At 44.9% G+C, this 16,665-nt stretch carries 18 protein-coding genes; 6 read left to right on the top strand and 12 right to left on the bottom strand.

All coding sequences use genetic code 11. The features are described from left to right. Positions 1-147: 147 nt before the first annotated feature. The 3 genes from DVG78_RS20695 (at position 148) to DVG78_RS20685 (ending at position 2,885) form a co-directional block, all read left to right on the top strand. The gene (locus DVG78_RS20695; RefSeq protein ID WP_114462949.1) at positions 148-1,131 is read left to right on the top strand and encodes a Gfo/Idh/MocA family protein; all 984 of its coding nucleotides are present in this window, start codon (positions 148-150) and stop codon (positions 1,129-1,131) included. A gap of 29 nt (positions 1,132-1,160) precedes the next feature. Beyond that, the gene (locus tag DVG78_RS20690; protein ID WP_114462948.1) at positions 1,161-2,030 is read left to right on the top strand and encodes a LytTR family DNA-binding domain-containing protein; all 870 of its coding nucleotides are present in this window, start codon (positions 1,161-1,163) and stop codon (positions 2,028-2,030) included. 120 nt (positions 2,031-2,150) lie between these two features. Then, the gene (locus DVG78_RS20685; RefSeq protein WP_114462947.1) at positions 2,151-2,885 is read left to right on the top strand and encodes a DUF8737 domain-containing protein; all 735 of its coding nucleotides are present in this window, start codon (positions 2,151-2,153) and stop codon (positions 2,883-2,885) included. Positions 2,886-2,892: 7 nt separating this feature from the next. On the opposite strand, the gene DVG78_RS20680 is transcribed toward DVG78_RS20685, so the two are convergent. The 5 genes from DVG78_RS20680 to kdpB all read right to left on the bottom strand — a co-directional run bounded on the left by DVG78_RS20680 (position 2,893) and on the right by kdpB (position 9,602). Continuing rightward, positions 2,893-4,590: an ATP-binding protein gene (locus DVG78_RS20680; RefSeq protein WP_114462946.1), complete on the bottom strand. Its 1,698-nt coding sequence runs from the start codon at positions 4,588-4,590 to the stop codon at positions 2,893-2,895. A gap of 52 nt (positions 4,591-4,642) precedes the next feature. Next, positions 4,643-5,770 (bottom strand): sensor protein KdpD, encoded by a 1,128-nt coding sequence (locus tag DVG78_RS20675; RefSeq protein ID WP_114462945.1) that lies wholly within the window; start codon positions 5,768-5,770, stop codon positions 4,643-4,645. A gap of 5 nt (positions 5,771-5,775) precedes the next feature. Next, on the bottom strand, positions 5,776-6,852 hold the full coding sequence (locus DVG78_RS20670; protein WP_114462944.1) for a porin: 1,077 nt from the start codon (positions 6,850-6,852) through the stop codon (positions 5,776-5,778). Between the two features lie 33 nt (positions 6,853-6,885). Further along, complete coding sequence (locus DVG78_RS20665) at positions 6,886-7,446, bottom strand: K(+)-transporting ATPase subunit C (RefSeq protein ID WP_114462943.1); 561 nt, start codon at positions 7,444-7,446, stop codon at positions 6,886-6,888. A gap of 101 nt (positions 7,447-7,547) precedes the next feature. Continuing rightward, complete coding sequence (kdpB, locus tag DVG78_RS20660; protein WP_114462942.1) at positions 7,548-9,602, bottom strand: potassium-transporting ATPase subunit KdpB; 2,055 nt, start codon at positions 9,600-9,602, stop codon at positions 7,548-7,550. Between the two features lie 35 nt (positions 9,603-9,637). On the opposite strand from kdpB, the gene DVG78_RS20655 reads away from it, so the two are divergent. From DVG78_RS20655 to DVG78_RS30660, 3 genes are read left to right on the top strand one after another with little or no spacing between them, the layout of a single operon-like run. Further along, positions 9,638-9,937 carry a hypothetical protein gene (locus DVG78_RS20655; RefSeq protein ID WP_114462941.1) on the top strand — a complete coding sequence of 100 codons (300 nt, stop codon included), beginning with the start codon at positions 9,638-9,640 and terminating at the stop codon, positions 9,935-9,937. Then, positions 9,937-10,140 (top strand): hypothetical protein, encoded by a 204-nt coding sequence (locus DVG78_RS20650; RefSeq protein ID WP_114462940.1) that lies wholly within the window; start codon positions 9,937-9,939, stop codon positions 10,138-10,140. Before DVG78_RS20655 ends, DVG78_RS20650 begins: the two co-directional genes overlap by 1 nt. Beyond that, the gene (locus DVG78_RS30660; RefSeq protein ID WP_374755725.1) at positions 10,098-10,292 is read left to right on the top strand and encodes a toxin-antitoxin system TumE family protein; all 195 of its coding nucleotides are present in this window, start codon (positions 10,098-10,100) and stop codon (positions 10,290-10,292) included. The genes DVG78_RS20650 and DVG78_RS30660 overlap by 43 nt, the downstream gene beginning before the upstream one ends. Here DVG78_RS30660 and kdpA read toward each other — a convergent pair. From kdpA to DVG78_RS20615, 7 genes are all read right to left on the bottom strand, one after another. Beyond that, positions 10,279-11,973: a potassium-transporting ATPase subunit KdpA gene (gene kdpA, locus DVG78_RS20645; RefSeq protein ID WP_114462939.1), complete on the bottom strand. Its 1,695-nt coding sequence runs from the start codon at positions 11,971-11,973 to the stop codon at positions 10,279-10,281. The genes DVG78_RS30660 and kdpA overlap by 14 nt on opposite strands. Before the next feature lie 16 nt (positions 11,974-11,989). After that, positions 11,990-12,070 (bottom strand): K(+)-transporting ATPase subunit F, encoded by an 81-nt coding sequence (gene kdpF / locus DVG78_RS20640; protein ID WP_114070236.1) that lies wholly within the window; start codon positions 12,068-12,070, stop codon positions 11,990-11,992. Positions 12,071-12,349: 279 nt separating this feature from the next. Next, positions 12,350-13,681, bottom strand: a complete 1,332-nt coding sequence (locus DVG78_RS20635) for a sigma-54-dependent transcriptional regulator (protein ID WP_114462938.1) — start codon at positions 13,679-13,681, stop codon at positions 12,350-12,352. A 37-nt stretch (positions 13,682-13,718) separates the two neighbouring features. After that, positions 13,719-15,074 (bottom strand): DUF6563 family protein, encoded by a 1,356-nt coding sequence (locus DVG78_RS20630; RefSeq protein ID WP_147277133.1) that lies wholly within the window; start codon positions 15,072-15,074, stop codon positions 13,719-13,721. Positions 15,075-15,142: 68 nt separating this feature from the next. Next, positions 15,143-16,015, bottom strand: coding sequence for a UTP--glucose-1-phosphate uridylyltransferase GalU (galU, locus tag DVG78_RS20625; protein ID WP_114462936.1), 873 nt, complete (start codon positions 16,013-16,015; stop codon positions 15,143-15,145). A gap of 15 nt (positions 16,016-16,030) precedes the next feature. Then, the gene (locus tag DVG78_RS20620) at positions 16,031-16,441 is read right to left on the bottom strand and encodes a putative toxin-antitoxin system toxin component, PIN family (protein ID WP_114462935.1); all 411 of its coding nucleotides are present in this window, start codon (positions 16,439-16,441) and stop codon (positions 16,031-16,033) included. Continuing rightward, on the bottom strand, positions 16,438-16,665 hold the full coding sequence (locus DVG78_RS20615; RefSeq protein WP_114462934.1) for a DUF8507 family protein: 228 nt from the start codon (positions 16,663-16,665) through the stop codon (positions 16,438-16,440). Before DVG78_RS20615 ends, DVG78_RS20620 begins: the two co-directional genes overlap by 4 nt.

Here is a 16,665-nt window from a genome sequence, read left to right as displayed (position 1 = left end):
GTACAAAATTAGGGTAATTCTTGTGGAAGTTTGTCATAGAATTAGGGCAATTCGTTGCTTTCTGCAACTCTTATGATAATTTTTGGTATTTTTTAGCAGTTATAAATTGTAATTGGTTTCTTTGTTTAAACTCAAACCAAAATCCACATGACACGTTGGGGAATCATCGGGCCGGGGCGCATTGCCCATAAATTTGCCCAAGACTTAATGCAGGTAGCAGACGCCAAACTCACGGCGGTAGCCTCCCGCGACTTGGGCCGGGCGCAGCTGTTTGCACGCGAGTACGGCGCTACGTATACGTATGGCAGCTACGAAGAAATTATCAATTGCCCAGAATTGGATGCAGTCTATATTGCGTCGCCGCACATCGGCCATTTTGACCATACGTTGTTGTGCCTCAACGCTGGTATTTCTGTTTTGTGCGAGAAACCCTTTGCCATGAATACTGCCCAAGTGAGTGAAATGATTCACACCGCACGTGGGAAAAATGTGTTTTTGATGGAAGCACTATGGACAAGGTTTCTACCTACTACGCTCAAAACCCTCGAAATTATTGAATCTGGGGCCATTGGCAAAATGTTGGGGGTGAAGGCCGACTTTGGATTTAAAGCGCCTTACGACGTCGACAAACGGACTTTTAACAAGGATTTGGGAGGAGGCGCACTGCTGGACATTGGGATTTATCCGTTGTTTTTATCATACCTGATTTTGGGAAAACCAACCAAAATTACGGCGCAGGCTATTTTTGGCGCCACAAAAGTGGATGAATCGACAGGCATGACGTTGACCTATGCCGGCGAACAGTTTGCCTTTTTGGATTGTACTTTCATGGCCAATACGCCATGCGAGGCGTTTATATATGGAGAAAAAGGGAGCATAGCCATTGATTCGCGCTGGCACGAAAGCAAGGCGGTGACGGTCACTTATGACGACGAAACTACCGAAACCTTTACTTTCGACCGCCCAACTTGGGGGTATCAGTATGAAATAGAAGAGGTAAATGCGTGTTTAAGCGCCGGTAAACTGGAAAGCGAGAGCTGGTCGTTGACCGATAGCATGAACCTGATTTCGTTGCTGGATGCCGTGCGGCAAGAGATTGGACTGGTGTATAAGGATTTTGACGAAGAATAAAGTGTCAAAATTGCCGTAACGTTTGCCATATGGAAAAGGCATTTTCGCAACGACAGGACCGGGCCGCAAGGGCAATTGCCATTCCGATTGCGGCTTTGGTGGCGTCACATGTTGTGTTTACAAAGCAGTTTCCCTGGCATGTTTCCTACCAATTTCCGCTTCCGTACTTCTTGACCGTCCTGACGGTGATGTTTTCGTGTTGGGAGGTCAATGTCCGTCTTTTTCGATGGATGGATTCCAAAATGCCCTTTCATGTCAATCCTGTACGACGTATAGGGCGCCAAATGGTCGTCAATGGCATGGCGACTTTGTTTACTTTTCTGTTGGTATTCCCTTTGTCACAATTTGTCTACGCAGGGTATTGGCCCGCCGCTTCGGTGTTCATGACGGGGGCGGTGGTGTGTGCGACCATCGCTACGATCGTCAACGGGTCTTTTATCGGATTGTATTTGGTTCGAACAATTTATTGGCAAAAAGATAAGTCGGTGGCTGAGCTTGACAGACAAAGGAAAGAAGAACCGACAATGAATTCACCGCACCTGATTCGGGTGGAAGTCAACCACAGCCAGCTCATTCTGCAACCTACGGAGATCGCGTATTTCTATTCTACGGGCGGGATGGTCCTTTTGGTAAAGACCGATGGCACAAAGATGGCCACAAGTTATCAGTCGCTGACCCAGCTCACGGAACGGCTTGCGGGGCAATATTTCTTCCCGCTGAATCGGCAGATCCTAGCGGGTTTGGGGGCGGTGAAAGAAGTAAAGGATGATGTAAATCGCAAATTGATTGTATCCCTGTTCCCTCCCATGCACCAACACCAGCCGACAGAACAAGTCGTGGTGAGCCGTTATCGAAGTGCTGAATTTAGGAAGTGGTTGCAAGCCGCTGCAGGCAACTGACCATTCATTCTGAAATACTGTACCATTCATTTTAAAAATGGATTTGGCCTTATCCATCCATCCATCAGGCATGTTTTCTTTGTGGCCGGGTAGTTTTGCCCAGCTTTAATTTTAACAACCATGTCTCCTAAACTTGATTATCTTCACGTACAGATTCCCGCTTTGCTCTCCGTCTGCTTTGCTTTGTTGGTCATTTTACTCGTTGCTGGTATTTACTTTACAATTCGCAGGGTAGCGCCAAAACAAGCCGCTTTTACGCTCATAGGTTGTATTTTGTGGTTGGGTTTACTTTATTTTGCCGCCCAAAAAACTTTTTTTCTGGATATAGCAGCGACACCTCCACGTTTTTTGATTGCAGTTATTCCTCCTTTGCTTTTTATAGTCATGGTATTTGGACAGGCAAAGGGCCGACAATGGATGGATCGTTTATCGCTTCGTTCGCTGACGTGGGTCCATATCCTGCGGATTGGCGTGGAGTTGCTGTTGTTTAAATTGTTTGTGGCGGGACAAATTCCGCAAGTGATGACTTTTGAAGGGCGTAATTGGGATATTTGGGCGGGCTTAACCGCTCCGCTCATGATTTTTATGGTTTTTTATCAAAAAAAGTGGTCTGCCAAAGTGTTAGGTTGGTGGAATATCGGTGCTTTAGGGTTGTTGATCAATATCGTCACTACCGCAGTATTGGCGGCACCATTTCCATTTCAGCAATTGAGCTTTGAGCAACCCAATGTGGCTGTATTAAAACCTTCGTTCATATGGCTTCCCGGTTTTGTAGTGCCTGTCGTGCTTTTTGCGCATCTGATATCGATTCGGCGGCTTTGGGTAAATACTCGACCCGACCATGAACCGTCCTGATAATCGGCTAAGCCAACGGCAGTTGAAACCAAAAACGACTGCCGTTGCCCAATTCACTTTCAACGCCGATACGTCCCTTTTGTGCTTCGATAAATTCTTTGGAAATGGCCAACCCAAGCCCCGTTCCTGATTTAGACTGGCCGTTGTTTGGAACCTGAAAATAGCGGTCGAAGATGCGTTCTTGGTATTTTGACTCAATTCCTTTTCCAAAATCCTGTACCGAAAAAAGCACGTGTTTTTGGTCATTGCTGACCTGAGCCTCTACCGTAATGGTTGATTTTTCGGGGCTATATCGAATCGCGTTGGAAAGAAAATTCATCAAAACCCACATCGTTTTGTCTAAATCTGCCTGAATAGCGGGTAAATCAGCAGGAAGTTGACACTGTAATTCTATCTGTTTTTGCTCTGCCGAAAAAAGTAACGCTTCGGTAGCTGCCTTAATAACTTCCTGTGGTAGGATGCTTCTGAAATTGAGTTGAATGTTGCCCGTTTCTACCTGCGACAGGTCAAGGAGCTCGCCCGTAATGTTGAGCAGCCGTTGACTGTCATCCTGTATTTGGTTAATTAAGTATTTTTGTTCTTCATTCAATGGTCCAATGCGCTCATTTTCAAGAAGTTTTAGGCTCATTTTAATGCCCGAAATCGGCGTTTTCAATTCGTGCGAAATCGTGGCGATGAAATTGGTTTTGGCTTGGTCAAGTTCGTGAAAGGGCGTAATGTTTTTAAGGATAATTACTTTCCCGATGCGTTGTTCACCATTTTTTACGTCTAAAACCTCTTTGGTAAAATAGCTTTCCCGCTCGTTTGTTACTATTTTGAGGGGCTTGAGCGGGGTAGTGTCGTTTAATAATGTTCGCAATAAATCATTTTTGAGGGCCACATCGGGGGCATATTTACCTGCCAGTTGAGAAGCATCCAGACCGAGCATGTCGGCTCCAATTGAATTGATAAAAAGTAAGTGGTCGCTTTCATCCAAGCCCACAATGGCGTCGTTCATTTGGTTGATGATGGTCTCGGTGCGACGTTTTTCGAAAAGCACCCTGGCCAAACTGCTGTGTTCGTATTCGTCCAGTTTTTCGGCCATCAGGTTAAAAGCCCGCGCCATTTCTCCGAGTTCGTCCTTACGCTCCACGCCGAGCCGAGACTCGTAGTTTTTACGGCTGATTTCCTGCAAGCCTTCGGTCAATTGTTGGATGGGCTCAGCGATGGTATTAGGAAAGTTGATGATAAACGAAAACGCCACCAACGCGCATACCGTGGCAATGAGCACCATGTAAGAATAGACCTCATCCGACGTTTTTTTTACCTGCTCATTCTTGCGCACAATGGCTTGCATATTGACATCGGCAATTTTGGTTAACTGTTTCGTAATCAGGAGAATACGGCTACTGTCGGGGCTTTTGCGGAAAGCATTGAAGTGGCTTCGAAGCTGCTGGGTTGTTTCGGCCTCGCCTATTTCGGTAATGTTTTGTTCTTGGTAAACAAGGCTTTTTTCAAAAAGGGCAATGTCTTCGTTTTTCCAGGCGTTTTCGTCAATCACGTTGCGCATGTTGCGTACGTATTCGAGCGAGATGTAATTGTCTTTCAATATCTCCTGCGCTTCAGAGGAGAGTTTTTTGAGGTACCAAGCCCCTAGGCTGCCGAGCAATACGATGACGGCAAACAAAAAGGTAAGCGCAAGTCGAAGTTTGGTTTTTAGTTTCATGATCTCACTCTAACCCTCCGCATCGGCTGGGGCCAGCGGGTATTTATAATTTTTAACTGATAACTACTAAATCAATGTCAGTATCGGAAACTTTGTTCAATAGGCTGAAAAATAAGGAGTTGCCTGTAATGTTTTTCCAAAAATTGCCGTGAGGTTTTCCAATGCAGACGGTTGTAATGTTATGTTTTTGTGCGGTGTCAAAAATGGTTTGAGCTACTTCGTTGCTTTTGACCCGAATCACTTCAGCCCCAAATTCGGTAGCTAATTTAAAATTATTGATAAGATGACGTTGGGCAGCAAGACCGATTTTGTCGGTATCTTCCGCCGAAGTCTGAACGTACAATACATACCATTTTCCTTGGTAATAACTCGCTAAACGCGCGGTTTTACGCAGTATTTTTTTTGCTATTTCGTGGTTAGAACTGATGCAAGCCAAAAATCGTTCGGAGCGCAAGTTTGCATTTTTTGGCACTTCCAATTCCACCTTTCGTTCCACCTGCGAGGCCACTTCTTTCAGGGCCAGTTCGCGTAGTTGCAGGATTTTTTCGGCCTTAAAAAAATGATTGAGCGCGGTTTCGATTTTAGTAGGGTCATAAATCTTGCCTTCTTTGAGGCGGGCAATGAGTTCATCGGCGGTGAGGTCAATGTTGACCACTTCGTCGGCTTGCTGCAAGATACTATCGGGGACGGTTTCTTTAACTTCAATCCCCGTGATTCGAAAAACGTCATTATTAAGGCTTTCGAGGTGCTGAATATTGACGGCCGAAATAACGTTGATTCCTGCATTCAGAATATCTAATACATCCTGCCAACGCTTCTCGTTTTTAGAGCCATAGATATTGGTATGTGCGAGTTCATCCACAATCACTACTTCGGGATGAAAGTTAAGAATGGTCTGTAAATCCATTTCCTCCATTTCTTTCCCCTTATAAAAAACGCTACGATGGGGGATGAGCGGTAAGCCGTCGAGCAGGGCGTGCGTATCCGTGCGTCGGTGGGTTTCAATAAAGCCGATTTTAATGTCCACCCCATTGCGCAAAAGTGCGTGGGCTTCCTGCAACATTCGGTAGGTTTTGCCCACGCCTGCACTCATGCCAATATAAACCTTCAACTTACCCCGTCGCGATTTTTTGATGAGGTCGAGGAAATACTGGGCGTTTTGTTCGGTAGAATTAGGCATTGTTTTTAGAATGACACGGCCAATGAGGTAGTAATAATAAAATCGGTGGTGGTTTTTCGGCCTGCTTTTTCAAACAAATCGTCTTTGCCCGTCAAACTACGGGCTTCAATCCTGCACAATGCATTCGAAATAGGGGCATAGTCTAGGTTGAATGAATAGCCATTGACGCGGAAACCGTTTGGTGAGGTAGTGGTGATGACCAATCCTTTGGGGTCGCTATAATTTTCAACACGCCCCGCAACGCCCACTTTTGAGCTGAGTTGGTATTTTAAAATAGCCGCCCAACTTGTCCAAGCGTCGTAAATAGACGAACGAGTTTGTTGTTGGTCTATTCCGTAGTCAAAATCGGCAATTAACTCCCATTTTTTGGTTAATTGAACAATTCCGTAGAGGTTATGAAAAAAACGATTGCGGTTAGTGTTGTCGGGGCGACTGCCCAAAAAAGTACTGGAATTGAGCGTAACCTTAGCGTTTGGTTTAAAGGTGATTTGGGTGCCTACGGCCAAGCGGGTATTTTCATCAGTCCGTCGAATTTGTTGCCAACCATTGAGTACCAATCCAGATAAAAACCATTTTCCGTTGTCGGTGGTATAGCCAATTTTAACGCCAGTCTCATAATAAGGCGTATTGTCGGCCATGAGGCTGCGGGAGAGCGTTCGACAATCTTTTGAGATGGCGCTTTCAAAACCGATGTGTGAAGCAAACACGCCTGCATCGAGCCATAAATTTTTGGTTTTTGCGAGTTTAAGGCCGGCATTGGCTTCAAAAATATTGCGCAAGGTAGCAGGCTCAGCGGCCAAATTTGCGTTGGGGTAAGTTCCCGCCATCAGGGCAATGTTTCCGCGAATTCGCTCGTCAACGTAAGCGGCTTTGATAAACCCCAAATTGAGGTTGAATTCATTGTGTCGATTGTGACTGTATACAAACGGTGGACGGTCATTGTTGGCGGGCTGGTTGAAATCATAGCTGTAATAGGCTTCTACGTAGCCAGATAGGACAAGCTTGGCCGTAGAATCAATGGTTTGGGCAAATAAGGGTGTGCACAGCACGTAGGCTAGTGCGACAGTTACAAACTTTTTCATGGTAATTTCTGATTTTTGGCAACTGCCGTTTGGTTACAAGTTATCCAAAGCCAAATTCAATGCCAAAATATTTACTTTCGAAGGCCCAAATAAGCCCAAAAGTGGGCCTTGGGTATGTGTTTTAACCAATTCGTTGACTTTATCTTCAGGGAGGTTTCTGATTTTTGCAATTCGGGCAACCTGTACCTCGGCCCCTTGTGGCGATAGGTCGGGGTCAAGTCCACTTCCCGAAGCCGTCACGAGTTCGGCGGGAATAGCTGATTTGGGGATGGTTGGATTATGCACCAAAAACGTGTCAATCCGAGCTTGTACCTGCGCCAAATAATCAGAATTGGAAGGGCCTTTGTTGGAGCCTCCCGAACTGGCCGCGTTGTATTCCACCGCCGATGGGCGTGACCAAAAGTACTTATCTTCTGTAAATTTTTGGCCTACTTTAGCAAAACCTACGACTTTGCCATTGACCGAAACTGTTTCGCCCTGACCTTTTTCGGGCGCAAATTGAGCAAATCCCCATACAATTAAGGGATAGATAACCACCAGCAATACAAACAGAGTAGCGGTCATTAATAAGGCGGGTACGATGTGTGTTTTCATTTGAATACTTTTGAATTAAATTATACTTGAAAGATGCAATGGGTTTTGAGAAACCCTTGTTGGAGTAATCAACAACACTAACTACCAACAGCACTAACCAATTACAGCCAACTTCCTACAATCAGATCAATGAGTTTGATGCCAATAAACGGCACTATCAACCCGCCGAGGCCATAAATCAGCAAATTGCGGCGTAACAGCGCACTTGCTCCGATGGGCTTGTAGGTCACTCCTTTCAAAGCCAATGGAATCAACAATGGAATGATGATGGCGTTGAAAATCACCGCCGACAGAATGGCGCTTTCTGGACTGGCCAAATGCATGATATTGAGCGCTTGTAAGGCTGGAATAGATGTCATAAACAATGCGGGCACAATCGCAAAGTATTTGGCTACGTCGTTGGCAATGGAGAAGGTCGTAAGCGTGCCGCGTGTCATCAGCAGTTGTTTGCCGATTTCCACGATTTCAATGAGCTTGGTGGGGTCATTGTCCAAATCGACCATGTTGCCCGCTTCTTTGGCCGCTTGTGTTCCGCTGTTCATGGCTACGCCCACGTCGGCTTGGGCTAGGGCTGGGGCATCGTTGGTGCCGTCGCCCATCATGGCTACGAGTTTGCCGTTGGCTTGTTCGGCTTTGATGTAGTTCATTTTATCTTCGGGTTTGGCTTCGGCAATAAAATCATCCACACCCGCTACGGTGGCGATGTATTTGGCCGTGAGTGGGTTATCACCTGTGACCATGACCGTTTTGACACCCATTTTGCGTAACCGTTCAAAACGCTCCTGAATGCCTGGTTTGATCACATCCTGCAATTCGATAACGCCCAACACTTTTTCGTTTTCTGAAACTACCAGCGGCGTACCCCCGTTTGTGGCAATTTCGCGCACTTTTTGGGCCGTATCATCTGGAAATATGTTGCCTGCTCTTTCCACCATCATTCGAATCGAATCCTGCGCGCCTTTTCGGATGCGGATATTGGGGGGCAGATTAATTCCAGAAGAGCGAGTTTCGGCGGTGAATGTAATCATTTCGGCATTTTGGGGCATCGTGGGCAGTTTTCCCCCTTTTTGTTGACCTAACTCAATAATGGATTTCCCCTCGGGGGTTTCGTCGGCTAGAGAAGAAAACAGCGCAGAGGCTGTAAAGCGTTCTTCACTGATACCTGTCGTGGGCCAGAAGTTTGTTGCTTTGCGATTCCCGATGGTGATGGTTCCTGTTTTGTCCAATAAAAGTGTATCAATGTCGCCTGCGGTTTCCACGGCCTTTCCCGATTTAGTGATTACGTTGGCGCGCAGGGAGCGGTCCATCCCAGCAATCCCGATGGCTGAAAGTAAACCTCCGATGGTGGTAGGAATCAGGCAGACAAAGAGCGCAATGAAGGCAGAAACGGGAATGTATGTGTGGGAATAATCGGCAAAGGGTTTGAGCGTAACGCAGACGATGACGAAGATGAGCGTAAAGCCTGCCAATAAAATAGTTAGCGCGATTTCGTTCGGTGTTTTCTGACGAGATGCACCTTCGACCAGAGCAATCATTTTGTCCAGAAAACTCTCTCCGGGTTGCGTTGTTACTTTTACTTTGATGTGGTCAGAAAGCACTTTTGTGCCACCCGTCACCGACGATTTGTCGCCGCCCGCTTCGCGAATCACAGGCGCGGATTCTCCCGTAATGGCGGACTCGTCGATGGTGGCTAGTCCTTCGATGATTTCACCGTCGGTCGGAATAATATCGCCTGCTTCGCACACAAACACATCGCCTTTTTCAAGTTGGGAGGAAGGAATGATTTGAAGTTCGTTCACTTTTAGTCGACCGAGGGTTCGGATGACCTTGGCGGGGGTTTCTTCGCGGGTTTTGCGGAGGCTGTCGGCTTGGGCTTTGCCGCGTGCTTCGGCCAGTGCTTCGGCAAAATTGGCAAAAAGCAAGGTGAGCAAAAGAACCGAGAATATAATAACGTTATAGACTAAACTTCCTTGGGAAGCGGCACCGCCAACGGCAATTTGCAGGCACACCAAAAGCATCACAAGTGTTCCGATTTCGACCGCAAACATGACAGGATTACGGAACATGACACGGGGATTGAGTTTGATAAACGACTCTAAAAGAGCGGTTTTTGCCATACCTCCCTGAAAGAGAGAGGTGGATTGAGAACGTTTCATATTTTTTGTAATTTTGAAGAAAAAATTAGTAAGCTATGTCTATTCAACAAACCGAAGCATTGGCTGCCGCAATTCATGAATTAGGGTATGATTCAGTAGATGCATTTGCTTTGGAAAAAGCCAAAGAGGCTTTGCGTAACGAAATAGGTATTTATCAGCAGGAAGTAACTGAGTTTGAAAATAAGTATGAGAAGAATTTTCAGTCATTTCTTGAAAAGTTTGATTCAATTATCAAGTTTGGTTTATTTGAGAAAGAAGATGATGAAATGGAATGGAGGGTTTGTTTAAAAGCGATTGAATTGGTAGAAAGCAAACTGAAAACGTTAGAAGACTGATGCCTTTACCTGATTTAGCAGCTTTTGATGCGATTATCACAAAATCCATTTTAATCAAAGAACTTATCACCCCGCGCATTCATATTTTAAGATATAAGGTTGAATTGGTTACCGATAGCATTTTATATGTTAAAGAGGTAACTGTTTTTGAAAAAATAAAATTGACTACGCTTATCAGTGGCAAAGAGCTGATGCTTCTCTGATTCTCCGCTGGGATAATGCCCATGATTATCCACATCTTTCAACTTCTCCTTTTCATAAACACGTCGGTTCCGAAACCAATGTGTTACCCTCCGAGACAATGACCATTGAAAAGGTCTTGACCTATATTGCGTCCCAACTCAGCGAAGGCTAAAAAACTCCGCCAACGGCCCCAGCGCCAATGCAGGGAAAAACGACAGCGCGGCGATGATGAAAATCACGGCAAAAACCATAAATCCAAACGTAGCGGTGTCAGTTTTGAGCGTTCCTGCTGATTCGGGAATGTACTTCTTGTTTGCCAAAATACCCGCAATTGCAATCGGCCCAATGATGGGTAGATAACGGCTCATAATCAGCACAATACCACAGGTAATGTTCCAAAAAGGAGTATTGTCGCCCAAGCCCTCAAAACCTGATCCATTGTTAGCCGAAGAAGAAGTGTATTCATACAGCATTTCTGAAAATCCATGAAAGCCAGGGTTGTTGAGCCAGCCCACGCTTGGGTCTTGGGTAAATACATAACTTGAAAGTGCCGTAAAAGACAGAATCAAAAAGGTGTGCAGTAACGCGATGATGGTGGCAATTTTCATCTCCTTCGCTTCGATTTTTTTACCCAAAAATTCGGGCGTACGTCCTACCATCAATCCCGAAATGAAGACCGCAATGATGATAAAAATGTAGAAGTTCAGAAAGCCAACTCCGACGCCTCCATACAGGGCATTAATCATCATATCAATGAGTTGCATGGCCCCCGAAAGCGGCGTCATGCTATCGTGCATGGCGTTGACCGAGCCGTTGGAAGTAGTGGTGGTGGTGATGCCCCAAAAAGCAGAAGCCGCCGCGCCAAACCGTATTTCCTTGCCTTCCATACTGCCCAATGATTGGTTGATATTCATTTTTGTGATGGCGGGGTTCCCTTGCATTTCAAAATAAACGGAGACGCTCAGCAGGAGAAAAAAGCCGAGGGTCATTACGCCAAAAATCATCCACGCGAGTTTTTTTCGATTAAGATAAAAGCCGAGCGCAAACACAAAAGCAATGGGAATGAGGATGATAAGTATGTTTTCGACGATGTTGGTTAAGTAATTCGGATTCTCCAGCGGGTGCGCTGAATTGACCCCAAAATACCCACCGCCGTTGGTTCCTGCCTGTTTGATGGCAATCATGGCTGCCGCTGGTCCGCGTGATACCTGTACCGAATCACCCTGCACCGTAACGATATTCGCCTTTCCCTCCCAGTTCATGGGTGTTCCGTTGAAGACCAAAATAACGGCGGATACTAGCGCGACAGGTAATAAAATACGGGTGCATGATTTGAGGAAATAACTATAAAAATTGCCTAATTGACTGGTTTGGTGCTCTTTCATGGCTTTAAATACCATTGCCGCCGCCGCCATGCCCGTTCCTGCTGTTACAAACTGCATAAACATCAATCCCGCCAACTGCGAAAAATACGTGACCCCCGTTTCGCCCGAATAGTGTTGCAGATTGCAATTGACCAAAAAGGAAACGGCGGTATTAAACGCTAAATCAGCACTCATCGATGGATTACCGTCTGGATTGAGCGGTAGCCATCCTTGATTCATCAAGATAAACATCATCCAGAAAAACCAGACAAAATTAATGGTCAAAAGGGCAGCCAAATTTTCCTGCCACGTCATTTCCTTTTTGGGATTGATGCGGCATACTTTATAAATAAAGTTTTCGAGCGGCGACATAAAGTCTAGCCACGTAGGTTGGCCTAAATACACCTTGGCAATATAGCGTCCCAAAGGCAGCGCCAACAAAACCGTAAGGACAAAAATTAAACCGATACCGAGAATTTCCTGTAACATGATTTTAATGAGGTTTCTAGAATTTTTCAGGCTTAAGTAAGACGTACACCAAGTAGCCAAACACAGCCAAAGCAAGGATGAATAGAGCGGTGAACATAGCGTTAGATTTTTTCAAAGAATCGAATAGAACCGTAGAACAGGACAAAGCACCCAATGCCCGTGAAAAGAAGAATGATAAGCATACCCATAATGAGAATTTGTTTTAATGAGACACACTTAGGTATGCCAAAGCTGTGCCTGACGAAAAGGGAAGTAGTTAAGGTATTAAAAAAGAGGAGTTTATGGTGTTTTTTATAAATTAAAAAATAAAAAACCCTTCCATTTTGGAAGGGTTGGTTTTCATTTTGATAGGGTAGCGCCGCAAAATTTTGCGGCGCTACAATTCATATTCTTCAATCTTCCGATACAGCGTCGTGAGACCGATGCCGAGGAGGCGGGCGGTTTCGGTTTTGTTGTGTTGGGTATGGTGCAACATCCAGTCAATATGCTGTTTTTCAATTTCGGCCAATGTTGCTACACCTGGGGTGAAATTGGCGGTGCCAAACTGCATTTCAAAAGGAAGCTCCCGAGGGGTTAATTCATCATGGTTGGCCAGAATAACGGCGCGTTCAATCACATTTTTCAACTCACGGATATTGCCTTTCCATGCACTTTGCTTTAGCTTTTCTAAAAATGACACAGCTAATTTGGGCGCTGGGCGGTTCATTTTAGCCGCATAGATTTGGACAAAATGCGCGGCCAATAATGGAATATCTTCAACGCGACTGCGAAGAGATGGAAGTTTTATCTCAAAAACTGACAAACGGTAGTATAAATCGAGGCGAAAGTGTTGGCTTTCAGCTTCTTTTTGTAAGTCGCGGTTGGTGGCAGCCACAAACCGAACGCTGACTTGGGTGGGCTTGGTGTCGCCTACTTTGTAGAACGTATTCGTTTCCAGAACACGCAGGAGCTTGGCTTGCAAATCGGGGCTCATTTCTCCGATTTCATCCAGAAACAACGTGCCGCCATGGGCTTCTTCCATCAAGCCTTTTTTGTCTTTTAGCGCACCCGTAAAAGCCCCCGCGCGATGGCCAAAGAGTTCGCTTTCCAATATCTCGCGACTGAATGCACTGCAATTGAGCGCCACAAAAGGTTTATCGCGTCGTGGACTTTGTTGATGGATGGCTTGGGCAAATACTTCTTTGCCCGTGCCGGTTTCGCCCAAAAGCAACACCGTAGTATCCGTTACGGCTACTTTTTGGGCCAATTCTATGGCCTCCTGAATAGGTTTTGAGGTTCCGATGATACTTCCGAACCCAAATTTTTGACTTACTTTTTCCTCTAGCCGATGGACTTTCTGCCGAAGCTCGGCTTTCTCGGTGGCCCGCGCTACCAGCGGCACAATGCGGTCGTTGTCGTCGCCTTTGGTAAGGTAGTCAAATGCACCATTTTTTACGGCCTGTACCCCGTCGGCTATGGTGCCGTAGGCCGTCAGCAGGATAACTTCAACAAGCGGAAATTGCGTTTTGAGGCGTTGGGTAAGTTCAACACCGTGGGCATCAGGTAGTTTTACGTCGCACACCACCACCTGAATGTCTTGTTTTTCCAGAATCTTAAAAGCTGAATGCGCATTGTCGGCTTCGCTCACGTGATAGCCTTCTAGCTCCAGAATGCGTTTGAGCAGCCCCCGGAGTTTGATTTCATCGTCGATGAGGAGGAGATTGGGCATGAAATTTTGTCATTGACTGTTGTGAGCCTGCGAGTGGTTATTTTGAACTGATATTAACTAAAGGATTTCTCTGATTAAACTTTTTTATCCATTCAATTTGTTTTTGAGCTCTTCGTATTTTAGAGTTATTTTCTTGAAAATCCTTCCAAAGAACTTCATCCTGACGTATTAAATTTTGAAATTGGACCGTATTGAGTGGTAATACGGCTCCTGTCTCCGTATCCATGATAATACATTCCAGTGCATTCCTTTCAATCGCTACAATAAACGCAATCCCACCTGCTACTCCCAACAATGCACTGGCACCCGTTGGCAACGCTTTGGTAAAAACACGTTGTAAGGCAAATGAAGACATAGTTTTGGATAAGGAAGAAGGATAAGCCATCAGAACGGGTTTTGTGGAATTCTTATAGAGTGGGTCTTTTATCAAGGGGGCTCCGTTTATATCGTCATACCAAGCCAAATACCGACCTACTTCTACTACCCGTGCATACCCTTCTTTCTGAATATATCTTTTCTTGTTGACATACAGCTTATTGTCAATTGAAAAACCAAATGCTTTGGTAATTCTTTGGTCTTTCTCATTATAAAGCTCAATTAAAACTCCCGAACTCAGGGTGTAAGTAAATTTACTTTTGTTGGAAGGACTGTTGGTAGCCATTTCGTTCCAATTAGTATAAATACCTTCATTAAGTTGTGAAGCCGTTGAGATGTGCAATTCAGGGTTTTGAATTGTAACCGCAGGTGGGTCAGCCGTTAAAATTAATTCATCGAATGATTGAAGGGTTTTTGGGACAGGAAGCTTATGATGACGATAGAGTGAATCAAACTCAATACAACCAGTTCTTATCCCTGCTTTGATTATTTCAAGCCAAAATGGAGTTACGTCATTTCCTTCTATTTCGATAGACTGATTTGACTCATACAAAATATTTTTCCTGATACTGTCAGGTTCAATCCATACTAACCCTAAATCTATTCGTCCTTTTTCCCCATATTCTGTTTTATATTCGTTTATTTTAAGTTTGGTGATGGCTAAGACAATCGAGAAACTAACCTCATCCATCTTGATCGAATATTTTAAGAAATTTTCCAAAGAAGGAACAAGCCCCCCTTTCAAATCGGCAAAAAAATAGCGACCTGTTGAGTCTGAGCGGATAAAACCAATGCTCAGCCGGTCTCTTCTAACATCTTCTACTGATTGGACATAAAAAGAATATTTTCCCAATAATGACGTATCAGGCTTTAAATCCAGCTCCACTAACTGGGCGTGTGAGGGCACACTAAAAATAAACAATATTGCCAGTGGTATCATCAACCCAGAGACCACTGGCAGTCGCGTTGTTTTTAAGATTAAAATGGAGAAATATATTAACATGAAACCTAAAGCCAATAAGACGCTAGCTATGAACGAACAGAGGGAAGTCTACACAGACTTTATATATTTTCACTCGGTCATGGTTATTTCTCATACTCGGCCAAAGTTGCTCTCAAAAACTTCAAGAACGGAGCCGAAAATTCCTTGCGTTTAAGGGCAAATTTTACCGTTGTTTTCAAGAAATCAAGTTTATTTCCAATATCGTGGCGCTCGCCTTCAATGCGGTGGGCGTAGATGCTTTCGCGGCGCAGCAAGATTTGAAAGGCGTCGGTGAGTTGGATTTCGCCGCCTTTACCTTTGCCCGTTTGTTCAATCGCCGTAAAGATTTCGGGCGAAAGTATATACCGTCCCGCAATGGCTAGGGTAGAAGGTGCGGCCTCAATGGAAGGCTTTTCGATGAGGGCGTCCAACTGCATGATGGTATCGCTCAGTGCCGTTCCGCCTACGATTCCGTAGCGGTTGACTTTCTCGCGTGGCACGGTTTCGACCGCAATCACGGTGCTTTGGTATTGCTCGTAGGTATCAATCAATTGCTGCGTAACGGGGATGACCGAATCCATGATAGTGTCGCCCAAGAGTACCGCAAAGGGTTCATTGCCAACGTGTTGTTTGGCGTAATAGATGGCATCGCCGAGGCCGTTGGTTTCACGCTGACGAACGTAGTGGATATTGGCCATGTCGGACAAACGGCGCATTTCGTTCCAAAGGAGTTCATCCTGTTTTTCTTCCAATTTGGCTTCCAGTTCTACATTACGGTCAAAGTGGTCTTCGATGGCGCGCTTACCGCGACCTGTAATGATAAGAATGTCTTCAATGCCCGAATCGACGGCTTCCTGCACCACGTACTGAATGGTGGGCGTGTCGATGATGGGGAGCATTTCTTTGGGTTGAGACTTGGTTGCGGGTAAGAAGCGAGTTCCTAAACCAGCGGCAGGTATAACGGCTTTACGAATCATGTGGGAGTAAGAGCACTAAGGCCAATTGATTATTTTTTGAAATTCTTTTGGTTTAACGACTTTAAGTTTTGGAAAAGAAATCCCTTTGAAGATATTAAAATGACGGTCGTAAGTAACTAAACAAAAGGCATTTGTAGAAATCGCTAAGTCAGCAAACTTATTATCATCGGGGTCGTCACTAATCAGATTCCAGCGAAAGGCAGGTTCGGTAAGAATTACATTAGGGGCAGCCATCAAGATATTTAGAACCAAATCTGCGGTTTCGGATGAATAAAATTCAGTTAGTTTTTCGGGATACTCATTTAAAATTTCTGTACTCACTACCCATTCAAAAACTTCTGCTCTAAAGGCATCATAAATAAATCGTTCAAAGTTTCCTTTTTTTATGGTTGTACGTAAGACATTCGTATCAATAACAACTCTCATTGCTTAGGTGTGCGTTGATGCTGATTGCGCAGTTTATCATAATCCTTCTCTGTAATATTCTTTTGTTTGACAACTTTCTCAATTTCGTCATCCAATTCATCAGATAAAAACTGAACAAGCGCTCTTCTTATTTTCAGTGTTTGCTCTTCTGACATAGGGCGTGCAAACATCCTGAGTAGACTGAGTTGAACTTCGTTAAGCGGCAATTGGTCAACTGCTTTCAT

Origin of the sequence: Runella aurantiaca, assembly GCF_003339505.1 — a bacterium.
In the GTDB taxonomy this organism is placed as follows: domain Bacteria; phylum Bacteroidota; class Bacteroidia; order Cytophagales; family Spirosomataceae; genus Runella; species Runella aurantiaca.
This window is presented reverse-complemented; position numbering and strand designations above follow the sequence as displayed.